The 16,974-nt window shown below is 38.3% G+C and carries 17 protein-coding genes; 6 read left to right on the forward strand and 11 right to left on the reverse strand.

All coding sequences use genetic code 11. The annotated features are described in order from the left end of the window. Position 1 precedes the first annotated feature (1 nt). From ftsY to JXQ92_RS13785, 8 genes are all read right to left on the reverse strand, one after another. Complete coding sequence (gene ftsY / locus JXQ92_RS13750; protein WP_421987200.1) at positions 2-955, reverse strand: signal recognition particle-docking protein FtsY; 954 nt, start codon at positions 953-955, stop codon at positions 2-4. 74 nt (positions 956-1,029) lie between these two features. Further along, positions 1,030-1,185 (reverse strand): DUF4295 domain-containing protein, encoded by a 156-nt coding sequence (locus JXQ92_RS13755; protein WP_083262519.1) that lies wholly within the window; start codon positions 1,183-1,185, stop codon positions 1,030-1,032. Between the two features lie 2 nt (positions 1,186-1,187). Then, complete coding sequence (rpmG, locus tag JXQ92_RS13760) at positions 1,188-1,373, reverse strand: 50S ribosomal protein L33 (protein WP_069833707.1); 186 nt, start codon at positions 1,371-1,373, stop codon at positions 1,188-1,190. 134 nt (positions 1,374-1,507) lie between these two features. Next, complete coding sequence (locus tag JXQ92_RS13765; protein ID WP_421987201.1) at positions 1,508-2,983, reverse strand: aminopeptidase P family protein; 1,476 nt, start codon at positions 2,981-2,983, stop codon at positions 1,508-1,510. 28 nt (positions 2,984-3,011) lie between these two features. After that, a complete protein-coding gene (rpmB, locus tag JXQ92_RS13770; protein ID WP_421987202.1) occupies positions 3,012-3,251 on the reverse strand; it encodes a 50S ribosomal protein L28 in 240 nt (79 codons plus the stop codon). Between the two features lie 94 nt (positions 3,252-3,345). Further along, positions 3,346-4,857 (reverse strand): PH domain-containing protein, encoded by a 1,512-nt coding sequence (locus JXQ92_RS13775; RefSeq protein WP_421987203.1) that lies wholly within the window; start codon positions 4,855-4,857, stop codon positions 3,346-3,348. Further along, positions 4,838-5,377, reverse strand: coding sequence for a PH domain-containing protein (locus JXQ92_RS13780; RefSeq protein WP_421987204.1), 540 nt, complete (start codon positions 5,375-5,377; stop codon positions 4,838-4,840). The genes JXQ92_RS13775 and JXQ92_RS13780 overlap by 20 nt, the downstream gene beginning before the upstream one ends. Then, positions 5,374-5,532, reverse strand: a complete 159-nt coding sequence (locus tag JXQ92_RS13785; protein ID WP_421987376.1) for a DUF5522 domain-containing protein — start codon at positions 5,530-5,532, stop codon at positions 5,374-5,376. The genes JXQ92_RS13780 and JXQ92_RS13785 overlap by 4 nt, the downstream gene beginning before the upstream one ends. A gap of 80 nt (positions 5,533-5,612) precedes the next feature. Between JXQ92_RS13785 and rocD the strand changes: the two genes are divergently transcribed. Together rocD and JXQ92_RS13795 are read left to right on the forward strand one after the other, a co-directional pair. Next, complete coding sequence (gene rocD, locus JXQ92_RS13790) at positions 5,613-6,887, forward strand: ornithine--oxo-acid transaminase (protein ID WP_421987205.1); 1,275 nt, start codon at positions 5,613-5,615, stop codon at positions 6,885-6,887. Positions 6,888-7,019: 132 nt separating this feature from the next. Then, positions 7,020-7,232, forward strand: coding sequence for a hypothetical protein (locus JXQ92_RS13795; protein ID WP_421987206.1), 213 nt, complete (start codon positions 7,020-7,022; stop codon positions 7,230-7,232). Positions 7,233-7,374: 142 nt separating this feature from the next. Here JXQ92_RS13795 and JXQ92_RS13800 read toward each other — a convergent pair whose 3' ends face one another. The 3 genes from JXQ92_RS13800 to JXQ92_RS13810 all read right to left on the reverse strand — a co-directional run bounded on the left by JXQ92_RS13800 (position 7,375) and on the right by JXQ92_RS13810 (position 14,215). Beyond that, positions 7,375-8,265 carry a hypothetical protein gene (locus JXQ92_RS13800; RefSeq protein ID WP_421987207.1) on the reverse strand — a complete coding sequence of 297 codons (891 nt, stop codon included), beginning with the start codon at positions 8,263-8,265 and terminating at the stop codon, positions 7,375-7,377. A 177-nt stretch (positions 8,266-8,442) separates the two neighbouring features. Further along, the gene (locus JXQ92_RS13805) at positions 8,443-11,139 is read right to left on the reverse strand and encodes an outer membrane beta-barrel protein (RefSeq protein WP_421987208.1); all 2,697 of its coding nucleotides are present in this window, start codon (positions 11,137-11,139) and stop codon (positions 8,443-8,445) included. 154 nt (positions 11,140-11,293) lie between these two features. After that, the gene (locus JXQ92_RS13810) at positions 11,294-14,215 is read right to left on the reverse strand and encodes an outer membrane beta-barrel protein (protein ID WP_421987209.1); all 2,922 of its coding nucleotides are present in this window, start codon (positions 14,213-14,215) and stop codon (positions 11,294-11,296) included. Between the two features lie 118 nt (positions 14,216-14,333). Here JXQ92_RS13810 and JXQ92_RS13815 point away from each other — a divergent pair, with 118 nt between their 5' ends. The 4 genes from JXQ92_RS13815 (at position 14,334) to JXQ92_RS13830 (ending at position 16,974) form a co-directional block, all read left to right on the forward strand. Continuing rightward, positions 14,334-15,089, forward strand: coding sequence for a DUF2975 domain-containing protein (locus tag JXQ92_RS13815; protein WP_421987210.1), 756 nt, complete (start codon positions 14,334-14,336; stop codon positions 15,087-15,089). 21 nt (positions 15,090-15,110) lie between these two features. After that, positions 15,111-15,482: a hypothetical protein gene (locus JXQ92_RS13820; protein ID WP_421987211.1), complete on the forward strand. Its 372-nt coding sequence runs from the start codon at positions 15,111-15,113 to the stop codon at positions 15,480-15,482. Between the two features lie 24 nt (positions 15,483-15,506). Further along, positions 15,507-16,331 (forward strand): CPBP family intramembrane glutamic endopeptidase, encoded by an 825-nt coding sequence (locus JXQ92_RS13825; protein WP_421987212.1) that lies wholly within the window; start codon positions 15,507-15,509, stop codon positions 16,329-16,331. Between the two features lie 88 nt (positions 16,332-16,419). Then, positions 16,420-16,974, forward strand: a complete 555-nt coding sequence (locus JXQ92_RS13830) for a DUF2975 domain-containing protein (protein ID WP_421987213.1) — start codon at positions 16,420-16,422, stop codon at positions 16,972-16,974.

Below are 16,974 nucleotides of genomic sequence, written 5' to 3' on the forward strand. Positions count from 1 at the left end.
CTTACTTCTTAAAAAGAGAGTCTACAAATTCAGCTTTATTAAAGACTTGTAGATCATCCACTTGTTCTCCTACACCAATATATTTTACTGGAATTTTGAATTGGTCTGAAATACCTATGACCACTCCGCCCTTAGCCGTGCCGTCAAGTTTTGTAATGGCTAGGGCACTAACTTCTGTAGCTTTTGTGAACTCCTGCGCCTGTATAAATGCGTTTTGACCTGTTGAACCATCCAGAACAAGCATAATTTCATGTGGTGCTTCGGGTATAAACTTTTGCATTACGCGTTTGATTTTCGAAAGCTCATTCATCAAGTTTACCTTCGTGTGAAGTCTACCTGCAGTATCAATTATGACTAGATCGGCACCTGTGTCTACACCTTGCTTTATGGTGTCAAATGCAACGGCACTTGGATCGGTATTCATGCCATGGGAAACAACAGGTACGCCAACGCGTTCGCCCCATAAGATGAGCTGATCAACTGCGGCGGCTCTAAATGTATCGGCAGCACCAAGTACCACTGATTTTCCTTTGGCTTTAAATTGGGCTGATAGTTTACCGATAGTAGTCGTTTTTCCAACTCCATTTACCCCAACGACTAATATTACATGTGGTTTATGGTTTTCAGGAAGCTCAAAATCAGCTAGATCTTCCGTATTATTTTCAGATAGCAATGCGGCAATCTCGTCCCTAAGAATTTGGTCGAGTTCGGCCGTGTTCATAAACTTATCTTGAGCGACTCTATCTTCTATTCTTTTAATAATCTTGACAGTCGTTTCAACGCCAACATCTGAGGTGATTAGAATCTCCTCTAGTTCATCTAAAACTTCATCATCAACTTTTGATTTTCCGGCTACCGCACGTCCAATCTTCGAGAATAAATTCTCTTTGGTTTTCTCTAAACCTTTATCAAGAGACTGTTTTTTGTCTTTCGAGAATAGTCCAAATAATGCCATGTTGTGAAATTGAATTAAGATGAAACAAAAAAGTCCCACAAGGGGACTTTAATTTATAATATTATATCTGATTATTACTTGTCAGCTAAGACAGATTTAACCATGTCTTCGGTAACCATCTCTTCCTTAAAAGTATAAGCACCAGTTTTAGGAGATCTTACCGCTTTAATCACTTTGGCGTATTTAACTCCGCCTTCTTTCTTTAGGGTTGCAACTACCTTCTTAGCCATGATTATTTAATTTCTTTGTGAACTGTATATTTCTTAAGAATCGGGTTGTATTTTTTCAATTCCAACCTTTCTGTCGTATTCTTTCTATTCTTAGTGGTAATGTAACGAGATGTGCCAGGCATGCCGCTTTCTTTGTGCTCTGTGCACTCCATGATTACCTGAACTCTATTGCCTTTACTTTTAGCCATTTTTCTCTACTTCTAAAATTCGGACTGCAAATATACGAACCTAGTTTAGATTTTGAAACTGCTAGATTAAAATTAATTCACTTATTATCAAGTAATAGAAGTTCACATCGGCTTACCAAGCTCGCTGTTCTCTTTTACTTTCTCTTTCTACCTTGTAAAGTAGGTAATCTAAACTGGTCTAATGGGCTTGGTTGGGTCATCATTGCTTCAATTCCTTCTGTGGTTCGGGGTGCAAAAGAAGAAAGAAGTTCAAAACCATCCTGAGTAATTAAAATGTCATCTTCTATTCTTACAGCAATTCCCCACCATTTTTTGTCGCACTTCGAACCTTCAGGTATATAAATCCCTGGTTCAATCGTGATCACCATGTTTTCTTCCAAGTTCGCATAAGTGCCTTTATCATGCACATCGAGTCCAATATGATGAGAAAGCCCATGTGGGTAATAAAGATGTCTAGTGTCTGCACTTTCGATTATTCCAAGGTCAACTAAACCTTGATTAATAATGTCTTTGGCTAGCTTACCAAGTTGGCCGAACGAAACGCCGGGTTTCGACATTTGAATAGCTTCTTCTTGCGCCTTATATACTAAGTCATAAATCGCCTTCTCTTCCGGAGAGAATTTGCCATCTATAGGAATAGTTCTTGTCACATCGGCAGTATACCCATGATATTCGGCTCCCAGGTCCATCAATATCATTTCGTCACTTTGAATCTCCGGTTTGTGGTTCTCAATGTAGTGTAAGATGCATCCGTTGTTTCCTGCTCCTACTATAGAAGGGTAGCCTTCATATTCCGAGCCATATTTTTTGAAAACGAACTCGTGTATACCTTGAATTTCAGTCTCCGAAAGACCAGGTTTCATAGCTTTCATTACTTCCACTTGGCCGACGGTTGAAATAAAGACAGCTTTCCTAATTAGATCTAGTTCTTCTGGCGTTTTGATCCCTCGTAGCTCGCTCATAATTTGGTTAAGGCCCCTAACGTCGAGATTGTTTTTCTGTGGTTCAGTCCCCAAGTTAGCTGTGTTTGATTGGTATCCTGTTTTTGTTTTGAACTGACTTATCAAACTAAAAAGGTCGGCGGGGTCTTGTGGGTTGTCTCTAACATCATTCTGGAAGTCAAAGAATAAAACCTTATCAAACTTCTGAAAGTCGACTTGGTATTTTTCGAATTCGCTTCCGTTGAATGTGTTTTGAATAGCCAGTTTATCCTTTACGCCTTGATCGCCAAGTCTCCTGCCGGTCCACATTTCGGCTCTGGCATTTTTTTCTTGAACAAAGAAGATTTCGTTGTATTTCTCTTCGTTTTGGCCTGATTGCTCATTTTTAAAGACTAGTAAAACGGCGTGTGGTTCTCTATACCCTGTTAAATAATAAAGATCTGGATCTTGATGATAGATGTAATCAACATCATTGGCACGATTCCTTACTGGGTTGGAAAAAAATACGGCGACACTGTTATTTGGTAGTTTCTCTCGAACAGCATCTCTTCGGCCTTTGTGGAATCCGGAGGTTAAGACATCAGCTGGGGCGTCTTGACCATTGGCCATAAAAAATCCTGATAGTAAGCATACTATCAGGAGAGTAAGTCTTTTATTGAATAGTTTCATAGAAGCATAATAACGTATGGAAACGCTATTATACTAAAATGTTACCGTTTTCTCTTGCTTTTTTTAGAACAGCGGAGATACCATTTTTATTGATGGTTCTTAAAGCTGAAGTAGAAACCTTTAAGGTAACCCACTTATCTTCTTCTGGTATAAAGAAGCGCTTTTTCTGAAGATTCGGGTAGAATTTTCTTCTTGTTCTATTGTTCGCGTGCGAAACATTGTTTCCTACTTGAACTTTCTTTCCTGTAATATCACAAACTCTTGCCATAACGTCTGAATTGACCGCTTTTTGTAAACGGAATGCAAATATCTGAATAATTCCTGAACCGACCAACTTTGCTAAAGAAATCTCTAAGAAAAATCTACATCCACTCTCTCTTATCTGATTCAATCCTGAAAAGAATGAAGTTTTCCAGTGCTTCGGCTTGCTCTATGCTTATAAATGGAATTTTCACAGAACCTGCCGCTGTATATAAACTAAGATTGGCGATCTTTTTCCTGCGTTGATACCAACTCTGTTTTACTTCTACTGCTTGAATTTTGTAAAGTTGAATTACTTCATAGTGATGCCCGAACGTACCTCGATTATTTTTTAGAAGTTCATGATTTACTTCAAATGACCTTTTTCGGTAGTATAAGTGAGTGATAAACCAAATTGCCACCGGCCAAATTAGTAAGTAGAGAGCCTCCCAGTCGACAGAGAAAGCGGCAATTACCCCCAGGACAAGTGATGGCAACAAACCAATAAAAAAGAAGATTCGATATTTCAATAGTTTACTTACCGAGTGCTTTTCTTCTTCTCTATAATATTCCTCTGGAAAAACAGTCTTAATAACCGCATCGACTTGTTTCTGATAACTACCTGGTACTCTAATTTTAGATTTTAATTGATCGGCTTCTGCACTACTCGCCTGTTCAATCTGCAGGGTAAACATCTTGAAAAGCATTCTAATTGGATTGTCAGACCAAGAGATAACTTGCACCTTCTTTTTATTAATGGATGTCTCTTCTCTATTTAATAATCCCTTCACGAGTTTGAGACCACTCTTGCGGATGGATAATTTAAGGTCGTAGTTACCCAAGATCGTTGTTACTAATGAATAGATAAACGAGATAATAATGACAAGGACAGCGGTAAGTAGAAATACTATCCAGCCAGTATTTAGAATTTCATTGTCATAAGCAGATATTTCGTCTGCCACTAACTCAGGGATGTCTTCGGTAATTTCGTTTAGGATAGAAAATACAAAAGCGAAGAGTAGCCCCATCGATCTTAAATGATTCTGACTAATGCCTACTTTAAAGAGGTCGGGCACCGATAAATGCAAAATTACTTCTTCAGTTTCCTCTATTTCAGAAACTACTGTTTCTTCTGAATCAGATTCTTGTACAACGATCTGCGCTTTTTCAGCTAAAATAAAATTACGAAGTGTTTCGGCGTCTTCCTTATTCAGGGCGTCAATGGTAAGTTCAGATTTTTTAGCACCTGCCGTATCTATCTCAAGACTGACAACACCAAATATTTGGTGTAAGATGTTTTGCTTAAAGTTGATGGTTTGAATTCTCTCGAATGGAATATTGGTTTTAAGTCTTTGGAGAATTCCCTTATCTATTATAATAGCGCCTTCTTCTAGGTGAAAGTAAAACCTAAAATAGGTAAGAATAGAACCTATTAAATTGAAAGCTGCAAAGCCTATAGCTACATAGCCAATGATCTGAGTAAAGGTGTCATTGTTTCTTCCACCAACTAAGAAACTTAGTGCAATGGGCCAGAATGACTTAATCGTGATTCTAATGAATTTAATTAGAATAATACCGATAGCAACCCGTGACTGTCTTTGAGGAGTTGAAAATCTACTCGCTATCGTCTCCATCTAATGCAGTTTTACCTAGAACAAAGTCTTTAAGTCGAGTGGCCGTATCTTCTGGTAGGCCCGGGATAACCAAATCGCTACTATGTCCGCCAGCAGTGAATATCTTTAGACTATGGAGTTTAAACATTCTTTCCATTGGCCCTTGTTTAAGTTCGGCATGCTGAATTCTATTGAATGGAACACTAGTTCGTACAAACCATAACAAACCCTTGGTGTATAGAATATCTCTTTCGCGAATCGCATATTTTTTCCTAGGAAATGCCTTCACGATAACCAATGTGTTTAGAAGCCATAAAAATAATATTGATCCAAGCGTGATGCCATATTCAATGACAGTGCCTTCTATATCATCGTTAAAAAAGATGATACAAAAACCAGCAATCATAAGAATCAAAAAGAATATAGCGCTTGAAAGCAAGGTTACTTTTAAATATCCTTTTTCTATTTGATTGAATTCTGCGGCTTTTACTTGTGGTAGATCAGTGGGTTGAATTGATAAATTCTGAAAGTCGTTTGTCATTTTTTGAAACCGTATGGGCAGTGTCGGCAGCCATTCTGACAACAATATCCGCGTTTTTGCAGATAGAGGGCCGTGAAGACTAGCTTACCATCTTTTCCAATGTAGTAATCTTCTGTTTTACTGGCAACGTATTCCTTCTGCTTTGATTCTTTCATCAACTTTTCTCCCGTAGATAGATTTGATACCTTTGGTGTAGGGAAATTGTTCAAAACAAAAGTAAATAAAGTAGACGATTATGGAATTAGTACAGGCAAGCAAAGATGCAATCACGCTTGAGAACAAGTATGGGGCACATAATTACCACCCACTACCGGTAGTTCTGTCAAAAGGTGAGGGAGTTTATGTATGGGATGTGGAAGGAAAGAAATATTTCGACTTTCTATCAGCCTATAGTGCTGTTAATCAAGGACATTGTCACCCAAGAATTGTCGGTGCATTAAAAAAGCAAGCAGAACAGTTAACCTTAACGTCAAGGGCTTTTTATAATGATGTGCTAGGACCTTACGAAAAATTCGTCACTGAATATTTCGGTTTCGACAAAGTATTACCCATGAATACAGGTGCAGAGGCCGTTGAAACAGCTATAAAAGTTTGTAGGAAATGGGGCTATGAGAAAAAGGGAGTTAAAGAGAATGAAGGAAAGATCATTGTTTTCGATCAGAACTTTCATGGTAGAACTACCACAATTATTTCTTTTTCGAGTGATCCTGATGCAAGGAAAAATTTTGGTCCTTATACTGATGGGTTTATTAAAATTCCTTACAACGATACCAATGCTTTGGCCGAAGCACTTAAAGAGGCTGGCGTTGTTGGTGTATTAATCGAACCTATTCAAGGCGAAGCTGGTGTTTTTGTGCCAGATGAAGGGTTCTTAAAAGAAGTAGCAAGTCTTTGTAAAAGTCATAACGTTCTTTTTATGGCGGATGAGATTCAAACGGGTATAGGAAGAACCGGTGGTCTTTTGGCCATTTGTGGTAACTGTACATGTGCAGGACATTGTGAAAAGCAAAATACTTATGCCATTCCTGATGTACTTATTTTAGGTAAAGCTATTTCAGGAGGGGTTTACCCTGTGTCTGCTGTTTTGGCTAATGATGATATTATGGAAGTGATAACTCCTGGTACACACGGTTCCACTTTTGGTGGTAACCCAATTGCGGGTGCTGTGGCACTTGCGGCACTAGAGGTGATTCGTGATGAAAAGCTAACACAAAATGCACGTAAACTAGGTGAAGTTTTTAGAGCTAGGATGAACAAATTTATTGAACGAACTGACTTGGTGACGCTAGTTAGAGGTAAGGGGTTGTTGAACGCCATTGTAATCAACGATTCTGAAGACAGTTCAACAGCTTGGGATATATGCGTTGCTTTAAAAGAAAACGGTTTACTAGCTAAACCAACGCATGGAAATATTATTCGTTTTGCACCTCCGTTGGTAATGACGGAAGAAGAGTTACATACATGTTGTGATATAATTGAATCTACGATTACTGATTTCAAAGCCGTTTAACTGTATTATATACCATTCTCAGAAAAGTAACATTAGAATAATGTACAATTTTTTGTTCCTTTTCTCTTAATTGTGAGTTTTGTGGTAGGGTATTTCGAAAGATGCACCTATTAATAGAACCAAAACGCTAGTATGCTTACTTCTACCAAACGAAGATTACTTCATATTCTATCTGTATCGATGGCCATCGCGTCTGTTGCATACGGCTTAGTATTGAAATATGGTAACACTTCAGAAACACAGGATCTTGCTGTTAAGTCTCAGTTTGAAGAACAACGTAAAGCGACAACTGAAATACCGACAATTCTGAGTGTTAGCAATCCAGTTACTGAACCAGATAATTGATTCAAAATTTCATAAAAAAATTTAAGACCACTTGTTGGTCTTTTTTTATGCTTAAGAAGGTCTAGAAATGAAAAAGGCTAATGCCACTTGCAGCGCAAATGGCATTAGCTTTTTTAAATAATTCACCAATAATCCTAAAGTTCTACTGTCTAGTGACTGTACCTGTAGGTACCGAACCTAGGTTCTGACCGAAGTCGTGAGATGTAGGAGCCGTTGCAGCGTCTATTGCTAAATCGACAAGCAGTGGTTTTAACAGGAATGGAGCTGGAGAATTGTCCGGAACAGGTTCAACAGAAATTACAATCCTTCTACCTCTAATATCAAGCGGGAAAGTTTCCCCTGCAGGAGCGGCATTGAAAAAGTCTTCACCTGGTACAGGAGGGCCTGCATTGTTTTCTGTTCCACTGAATGGATTTCCAGAATCTACAGCACCAAAGTCAGTAAATGTACCTGTAGAAATTGGTCCTGCATCGCCAATTACCCAACCTTCGTAAACCCAACCTTCATCAAGGACAGGTAGTGTGAAATTTGGGGTAGGAGGCGTGCCAGGTGTTCCAAACCAAACACCATAAATATCATTGCCATTATTTGTTCCCGTTTCATCCGTTGGAGTTCTTAGGAAGAGTGTTCCGGCTGCATTTGAAAAATCACCAAGTGCAGGGGCGGTTCCCGTAGATAGTGTAGCGCTCGTTGTACCATTGAAATCTCCGGCTACTAGTTTAGCCGCAGCTGGTGCCGGGTCTGGATCTGGAATAGGCTCAATAGTCAGTACAAATTTTGTAGCCGCATCTGCATCTTCATTATTTACCGAAAAGGAGGTAGTAGAGAGAGTTCCGTTAGCGTCTACAGTGAAAGTACCAGTACTAACCGGGTTACCTCCTACGATAAGCCAACCTTCGTATTGTGCCGTAGCACCAAGATCTTCTAGGCCATTAATGTTCAAGTTGAGCGCTGCAGTAGTCGGAGCGCTATCATCGTCACCGCAGCTAAATAGAAAGGCTGGGATGAGTAGTAATGTGAGTAATTTTCTCATGTCTATGTTTTAATGTTTTCGATTTCAAAACTCATAGAATGATCTCACAGAAATGTCACGGACTTTTCACGAAGGAGTACTACTTCACTTAATTATGACAGCTATGTGACAGCAGCCTTAATTTAGTATTTGTAATTAGGAAGTTTGGAGGATAGCTATCGTGAATTTAAGGTAGCGTTACTTCCCGCCCATTTTGGTGAATTTATAAGCGAGGCTAAAGCGCACTATTTGGACAAGTACATTTGTCTCCGAATTCTGGATGTATTCAGCAGTGATATTTCTGTTGATTAAAGCATTTTGCCTCAAAATATCAGTAGCAGATATTCTGAAGTCAAGTTTCTTCTTTAACATCTTCTTACTAAGTGAGAAATTCCATAGCCACTGACTAGTACCGGCAATCCCCTCAACTTCACCCTGTACTATGTTAGAAATGGATGTGGTGGCTGAAAAACCTTCAATAAATTTCCATGTCGCTCTAAAGCTATTGCTCAAAGTAGAAAAACTTCTATCACCTTGTTCTTGATTGGAGTTTTTAACAATTGAATAATTCGGAGCCATTCGTAACGACATGTCGAGTTTGTCATTGAAATTGCTATTCAGACTAAGGGAAAGACCGTAGTTTATTGATCTTGCTACTTGGTTGATTCCATTAAGAATCTGTGGGTTTTTGCTAAAACCAGCTGACCCACTGATTCCCATTCTAAGTTTTTTGCCTTTCAATGGACGTGAAACTTGAGCATATGCATTGGCTGCCATTCTTCCCGGTAAATTGACAGGCGCTGTAAACCGTGCACCAATTGGTAATATAATCCCGTCAGGACTGTTGCTTCCATTTCCCACAATAGTTCTGTTTACAATGGAATTTTCGGTGAATGTGACTGATCCTGAAATTTGTAAGAATGATAGACTTTTTTCATTGTAGCTGTAATGCCCAATGGTAATTCCATTCGAGAAGCTGGCATTTAAATTTGGATTTCCTTGCCTAATAAAAAGAGGGTTCCTGTTGTCAATTACATCCTGTAATTGATTGGCTGAAGGTGCTCTCATTGACCTTCTAAAACTTATGCTCGACTGCTTACCATCTTTAGTGCTTTTGCGCAAAGTAAGACTCGGTAAATGACCGTTGAAAGTATTCCTTGTATTGACATTGTTAGGGTAAACCTGACTATTTTCTATGATTTGGCTTTGATAAGTAGTGTTAGCTGAAAAATTGATTTCTTTGATCTTAAAACCGACCCCTGCATACACCCTATGCGATGTATTAGTCAATTCAAAGTCACTTGATCTCAGCGGGTCAAGATCAGTATAATCTTGATCTGATTCATTAAAATCGAGCAATAGTCGTTGCCGATCATTAATATTTCTTGAACCTGTATAGGATACTCTTAGACTACTTTTTTCAGCTAATGGTTCTGTGTAAGAGATTGTAGCTCTATTACTTTTTGTTTTACCATCTGGATCACTGATTTGGTTGAAAATTTGATTCTCAACATCTCCAGAAGTAAAAATATTAGTAGACCTTACTGTATCAGTTCCAGCGCTATTTGAAACCGAATTGGCCGCAGAAATGGATAGTGTTCGGCCTTTCTTTTTGAATTTATGCCGCCACGAAAGATTATTCGACCAACTGTTGTTGAGGCTTTCAGAGAAGTTAAAGTTATCGGTTGAATTAAGAAGTTCGTCAGTAAGTAATGTTTCCCCTTCTAAAGAAGAGGTATTATTGCTTGTTCTTTGAGAAAGAGATTGAGTAATTCTTATTTCGTCGTTTTTGGTTGGTTTATAGGTGACTTTGATACTTCCACTATGATTGTTGCCATTGGATGAATTTTCAGACTTTTCGTTATAAATCCTGCCCTCATCTGACGCTTGAATAAATTGTCTCGATATATCACGAAAGGATTCTGTTTGAGAGTCACTGTATCTATATGAAAGAGTCACTTCTAGCTTTTTGTTAATCTCAGAGTAATAGTAAGTGCTAAGTGATTTGTTCTCAGATATACCGCCATTACCTCCTCCTCCAATATTTTGTGGAATAGCAACCCCATTTGATATCATCATTACTTCGCGAGACCCACCTGCGCCTCCTCCTAAATTATTGTAGCCACCACTAACTGAAAAGCGATTATTTCCCTTTAGGAAATTGATGTTTCCGTTTAAGTTATACCGATCTGGATGACTATATGTGAGTCCAGAGCGACCAAAATATCCCTTTTTCTTTTCTGGTTTTGTTACCACATTAATGATTTTGGTTCTTACGCCATCATCGTGCCCTGTAAATTGTGTCTCTTCACTCTTTTCATCGATTATTTGTACTTTTTTTACCATATCAGCAGGAATATTCTTCAATGCCATGTCTGGGCTTCCTTCAAAGAAAGGTTTTCCATCCACAATAATTTTCGTGATTTCTTTGCCTTGCGTCTTGACTTTGCCTTCTTCAACTTCCATACCTGGCAGTTTCTTAATTAAGTCTTCAAGGCTAGCTTCGTCTGTAGTTTTAAAGGCAGAAGCGTTAAATTCTACAGTATCTTTCTTAAGTATCACTGCTTCTGCTTCAGCGACTACAGAAACGGAATCTAGGTTTGTAGGGTCTTCGGCAAGTGTAATAAGGCCGAGTTTGAGTGGGGCATCTTTAATGGTTATTTGCTGTTGAAATAACTTAAAGCCAACAAAAGAAATATTGAGTTTATAAGTACCATTGGCTACATTCTCTAATAGGAAACGACCTTTTTCATCAGTTACTGTAGCCTTTAGCAAAGAGTCCTTTGCGTTTCTAAGGGCCACATTGGCCAAGAAAAGAGGTTCTTTGTAGGTACTATCAATTACTTCGGCCGATATCGAATATTTTTGGCCTTTCGCCGTAAAGGCGAAAGACACCGAAAAAAATATGAGTAAAAGTGCAAAAAGTCTCAAAGCCGTGTGTATACCTATGAAGGTAGTTGTAAAAACGGCTATTTATATGGCTTAATTGTAAATTAATCTTAAATGGGTGATAATTTTTGTTAATGGTATCTATTGTGGTGTGAACTGCCTACCACTCTATATTTCCATTTCCACCGCCGCGCCCACCACGTCCACCAAATCCACCTTGACCATTTCCAAAACGTTGTCTAAGCTGTTGGAGTCTGTCGTTTTGCGGAAGTGTTTGTCCTTGACCAAACGATCGGATGTTGTACACAAATGACAGCATGAAGTACTGCGTAAGAATCTGAGTTTGATTATCCTCTATATAAGAACCTGTAATAGACCTTCTAATGTTCTGATTTTGCTTAAGTAAATCGAATATTGTCAATTTTAGTTCTGCCTTATCTTTCAGTAATTTTTTACCCGCTTCCATATTCCAAAGAATAAAGTTCTGATTGAATCCATCGGATAATCCTGAGTTTGCAGTGTGAGCAATTGTAGACCTAAACACGAAACTTGGTCCGAAAATCCAGTTGAGTCTAAGTCTTGTCGCTTGACTAAAGAAATCAGTATCTGCCGTTGTTTGAAGTGTATTAGAAACGGTACTGAATGTAGAATTACTTGAAATAGTGAAATCCACTTTCTCGCTGATGTTGCTACTAAGCACTATGCCTACACCTACAGCTGGCGTTTGGGCATTATTCAACTCATCATTGATTAATTCTGGAGTTTGTGTGTAAGATAGAGAACCTGTAAAGTTTAAGTTCGACTTAATAAAGCCTAAAGGCATACCGTAAGAAATAAAACTTCTCACATTCCAGTAACCTGTAAGGTTTACCGGTTTACTAAAAGTGGCACCAGGCTGCAGGTTAATGCCATCTACAACTGTATTTGCTCTAGACGCTATGGTTGTACTATTACCAATGTAGTTGTCAGAAAAAGTACTACTCAATAGTGTGAAGAAACTATGTGATGTTTCTGCATTTACTTTATTATACCTAATTGTAGCAGAATGCTGGTAGCGCTGATCTAGTTCTGGGTTTCCAGATGAGATATTTAGCGGATCGGTATTGTCAATCACACTTTGTAGTTGGTTTACCGAAGGTGCATTTGTTGATGCCCGGTAGTTGAAGCTAAAGCTACTCCCTCTGCCTACTCTGTATCGATAGTTTACATTTGGAACAAAATTGTTGAATTCGCGATCGACATTGTCCTCAAAAGGGAATGTCTGATCGTTGTCCAAAATGGCATGTTGTAGCGTACCTCTTACAGTAAGTGTACCCTTTTCGCCTCTTAGGTTATAACCTACTGTTCCACGATGTGTGTAATAGTCATTTTCAAAAGTGTTACTCAAAGGAATGTTTAAGTCTGTGAAACCATCATTTCCTTCATTGAAATCAAATGTTTCCGTATCAGTATCATTAAACTGGTAACTATAGGCATAAGTGAACAAGATGGAATTTCGATCTGCTAAAGGCTCAGTATACGTAGCGTTCACGCGCATATTAAAGCCATCTGTATTCGAGTCGGAAAATTGATTGAGATCATTAGATCTGCCAGTTCCTACAAAGAAGTCTGTATCGGATAGAAGAAAGCTCTCACCATTATTGTTATTCAATCCTGTATTTAAGTTAATAGAAAATGTTCTGCCTCTTTTTGCAAAAGCATGTCTGAATAAAATATTGTTGCTGAAACTAAAAGCTTCAAGGGCAGATGTGTTTTCAGTATTGACTTGGTTTAATAATTCTTCTCCAAGCGACGTTGATCCGGTTACCAAAGCTGAACCTGAATTATCTTGAAATGTAAATCTAGGTCGCATGATGATGGAGTTTTTGTCATCAATCTTATATTCTAATTGTCCATTAAAACGATGGTTTGTATTTCTACTAGGAGAAAAGCTATTCTCAGCATAAGTCTGACCTTCATTTTCTGGAAGTGTGAATTGTCTGAAAATTGACTCATCAGAAGAGTTGTCAGACTGATTGAAAAAATAACTACCACTAAACTTTATTCGTTTGGCATCCTCATAAGAATAGTTAATTCCGAAAGCTCTAGTCTCATTAATTCCGCCCTGTTGGCCTACTTGAAAGTTGCTTGCATTGCCACCATTCGCAAAACCGCCTCCACCACCAGCGCCTCCGCCTCCGCCACCTCTGCCGCCTCTTCCGCCTCCGCCTCGTCTTCCACCACCAGAAGTAATGCCAAGTAAGTCACTTGTAGAGAAGTTTTGAATATTGATATTGTTGGTTTGTGCCAGAATGGTTGTACGGGCTTTGGGTCTAAATAAATTAATGCTACCACCAATATTATAAGTTTCATCAGTGCCTGCTCCTGCGTAAACCTTTCCGAATTCACCATTTCGCATACTTACTTTAGTAATGATGTTCATAGTTTTTGATGTTTCCCCATCTTCAAAACCAGTGAATTGTGCCTGATCACTTGCCTGATCGTAGATCTGTATTTTTTCGATCATTTCGGCAGGTAGGTTCTTCAAAGCCGCATTTGGGTCATCACCAAAGAACTCTCTGCCGTCAACTAAAACTCGGGCGACATTTTCGCCTTGCGCTTGAACTTGACCATTGGAGAAAACTACGCCAGGCATTTTTTCCACCAAATCTTCAGCAGTAGCATCAGGGTTTACTTTATAGGCTGCTGCATTCATTTCTGTAGTATCACCATTTTGACGTATTCGTTCCGTTAGACCTTCAACGGTCACCTCCTGAAGATTTTTGGCATCTAATCCCAATTGAATATTTCCGAGGTTCAACGATCCGTCCTTTATTTCAAAATTCTTAGCGTACTTTTTAAAACCCACATAGGATATTGAAAGCTGGTACCTGCCATTTTCAACACTAGAGATTCTAAAGCCACCAAGGTCATTGGTAGAGTAGGCTTTTGCTGTAGAATCAGATAAATCGATGAAGACTACAGTAGCAAATTTCAGTGGTTTGTTTTGAGCGCTGTCTAAAACGTTACCCTTTACAACCCAGAATTGGGCGGATGCAGAAAACGATATTGAGAGCAGAATTACAGTAAAAAAATTACGCATGTTTTTGAGATTTGGGTTTTAGACACTGATTATCCATGAAAGTTTAATTCTTTCGTAATACAATAAGTAATTATTGTTTATCAATAAATAATTATTAACTTTCAAAAAATTACTCAGAATGAAAATCTCGAAAGTACTCCTATGGATAGTAAATATTGCAATGCTTGTAAGCGTTGTGATATTCATATCGTTCATAATTGTTCAAGAAGTTTATGCGCCGATTGAAAAGTCTCAAAGAGACCGGAACCTGGAAGGTGCACTCAGTATGACAGAGTATCGTACGCTGAGCAGTAGATTTTACGACCTTAATTATTTTTTTATCTATAAGGAAGGAGAAGTATTGATTGATGGTTACATGATCAGTACTGAGAAAATTCAAAAGCGCTTTGATTATGTCAATGCAACCAAAGCGAACTTTCTAGAAGTTAAAACGGCGAACGGTGAAGTGTTTATGCCCAATGTTTCAGAAACGTTTTCGGTACCTATTACAGTTGAGAGAATTGGTTTCTTTAATAACCTCGCTCGTCTGCTCATGTTTGCTTCGTGGTTGTTCTTCTTTATCCAGTTGGTCTGGTTGCGCAAACTCATAAAAAATACGGTTGATGGGAAATTTTTCGAGAAAGCCAACGTCGGTGTCTTCACAAAATTGGCTATCCTTTATATCGCTTTACCGATTGTAATAGTCGTGGTCGATGGTTTTGTGTATAACCTTATTATGCCAGATGGGCTGTCATTACCAGATGGCTATCAAATTGTAACCAAAGACTCTGGTTTTCAATATCAATACCTTTTTGTGGGTCTTATGCTTCTGCTTATTTCTCAAGCGTTCAAACAGGGCTTAAAACTTAGAAAAGAACAGGAATTAACTATTTAGAACATTAACAACTCAAAAATCATGAAAACAACAATTTATACATTATTCATAATCGTCGGCTTAATGTCTAGCCAAATGCCTGTGGAAATATCTGAGAAAGGTCACTTGGAAGAGAATATTGAAGTAATCTTTGATAGGAAAATGACCTTTGAAGAACTTGTTGAAATTAGGTCGGATTTAAAAAAGAAAGGCATTGACCTAGACTATTCGAACCTCTCTTTCGATAATAACCACAGACTAAAGTCTATTTCATTTGAAGTGGACTGTAAAGATGGTTTTTCAGGTAAGGCTGATAGGTCATCATTGGGATCAAAGCCTTTTGGCTTTTTTAGAAATTTCGATCAGGGCGTTAAAGTGCCTTTTGGAGTTGGTTATATTAATGAACTGCGCTAAGATTTAGCATAGAAGGAACCTAAAATGGAGCGCAATAGGAATTTGTATTGGATAGTAATTATTAGCGTAGGCTTTGCCGCGCTGCTAGCCTTTGCCGTTCCATTCAGATTAGCCCTTGGTCAATACTTGGAAAATGAAAAAGAAGTCAAACTCATTGCTGGTATTGGTACAAGGCTAATCATATTAGTGGCTTCCATTATTCTCGTTCGCAAGTTTAAGTTTCAACGTTATTTAGGGCTAGGTTGGAAGTTCGATAGACAGTACCTATTGCCAATCATTATTCCTATGCTCATTGTTTCAATGGCCATTTTTGGCGATTTGGAAACTTATAAGAAGGCCGGTTTAAGTTTGCTGACATTATTTCTATTCAACAATATATTAGTCGCTTTAATAGAAGAGTTTGCTTTTAGGGGCTTAGTGCTTCCATTAATTCTTAAGATTCGGTCGGAAAAGAAAAGATTAATGCTAACGAGCGTCAGTCTTACCGCCTTGATATTTGGCGTGCTCCACTATCTCAATCTTTTTAGAGAGCCGGATAATTTTTCTGGTATTACGAGTCAGGTCATTTTTGCCATAGCCATTGGAATATTTCTCGGAGGGCTTATGCTGAGAACAAAGAATATACTCTTCCCTGTACTTATTCATTTTTTGATCAATGTTGGTTTTGGAAAAGATATACTTAGGCCCGAAACCGAAGAAATTGTTACTCAAGTAGCTAGTACTGGTACAGATTGGATTGGGACGCTATTGACATTAGGACTGTTTGGTTTTATTGCTTTAGGAGGCGTTTACATGGTTAGGTTGGTAAGTAGAGATGAGATTTTACAATTAATAAACACAGATAATTAAGGGTATGAGATGGAATAGATTAATAACATCGGTATGCATTTTTTTACTTGAGATCAGTAAAATTTTGCTGATTGTAGTCTGTTGTCTTTTGATTATTACCTCCTTAACTGGCAATTTAGAAGCTCCACTTTCCTTAGATATTGGAGAAAACTATCAGCTAAACGCTATGAAGTCCAATAGCATAAACGTTTCTGGATTTTACAAAGGCCAACCATTCACGGAGGCGAGCATGGAACCCCGTTCATATTATTTCTCTTTACAAAACGAAGACATGCCATTTTATCTAGCTGTATTACCTTCAATAGTGATTGGTCTAATAGTTCTCTTATTTATACATTTACTCGTGAAATTATTGAGGTCTATTGAAGAGCGTGACTTTTTTAGTCAGGCAAATGTTAAGCGGCTCCGGTATATTGGCCTAATCATGATGATTAGTGAAGTATTGGGTTGGGCTCATCGACAACTTCTCATAATGTTCTTAGAGAATAACCTTATCATAGAAGGGCTGACAAGGTCGGGTGGTTTCTCTTTTAGTTTAGATTTATTATTCTCTTACTTCTTTTTGGGTTTAATGATACTCCTGATTGCAAATGCTTTTGAACATGGTCTTAATTTGAAAAAGGAACAGGACCTAACAATATAA

Origin of the sequence: Roseivirga sp., from assembly GCF_049099775.1 — a bacterium.
GTDB lineage: Bacteria > Bacteroidota > Bacteroidia > Cytophagales > Cyclobacteriaceae > Roseivirga.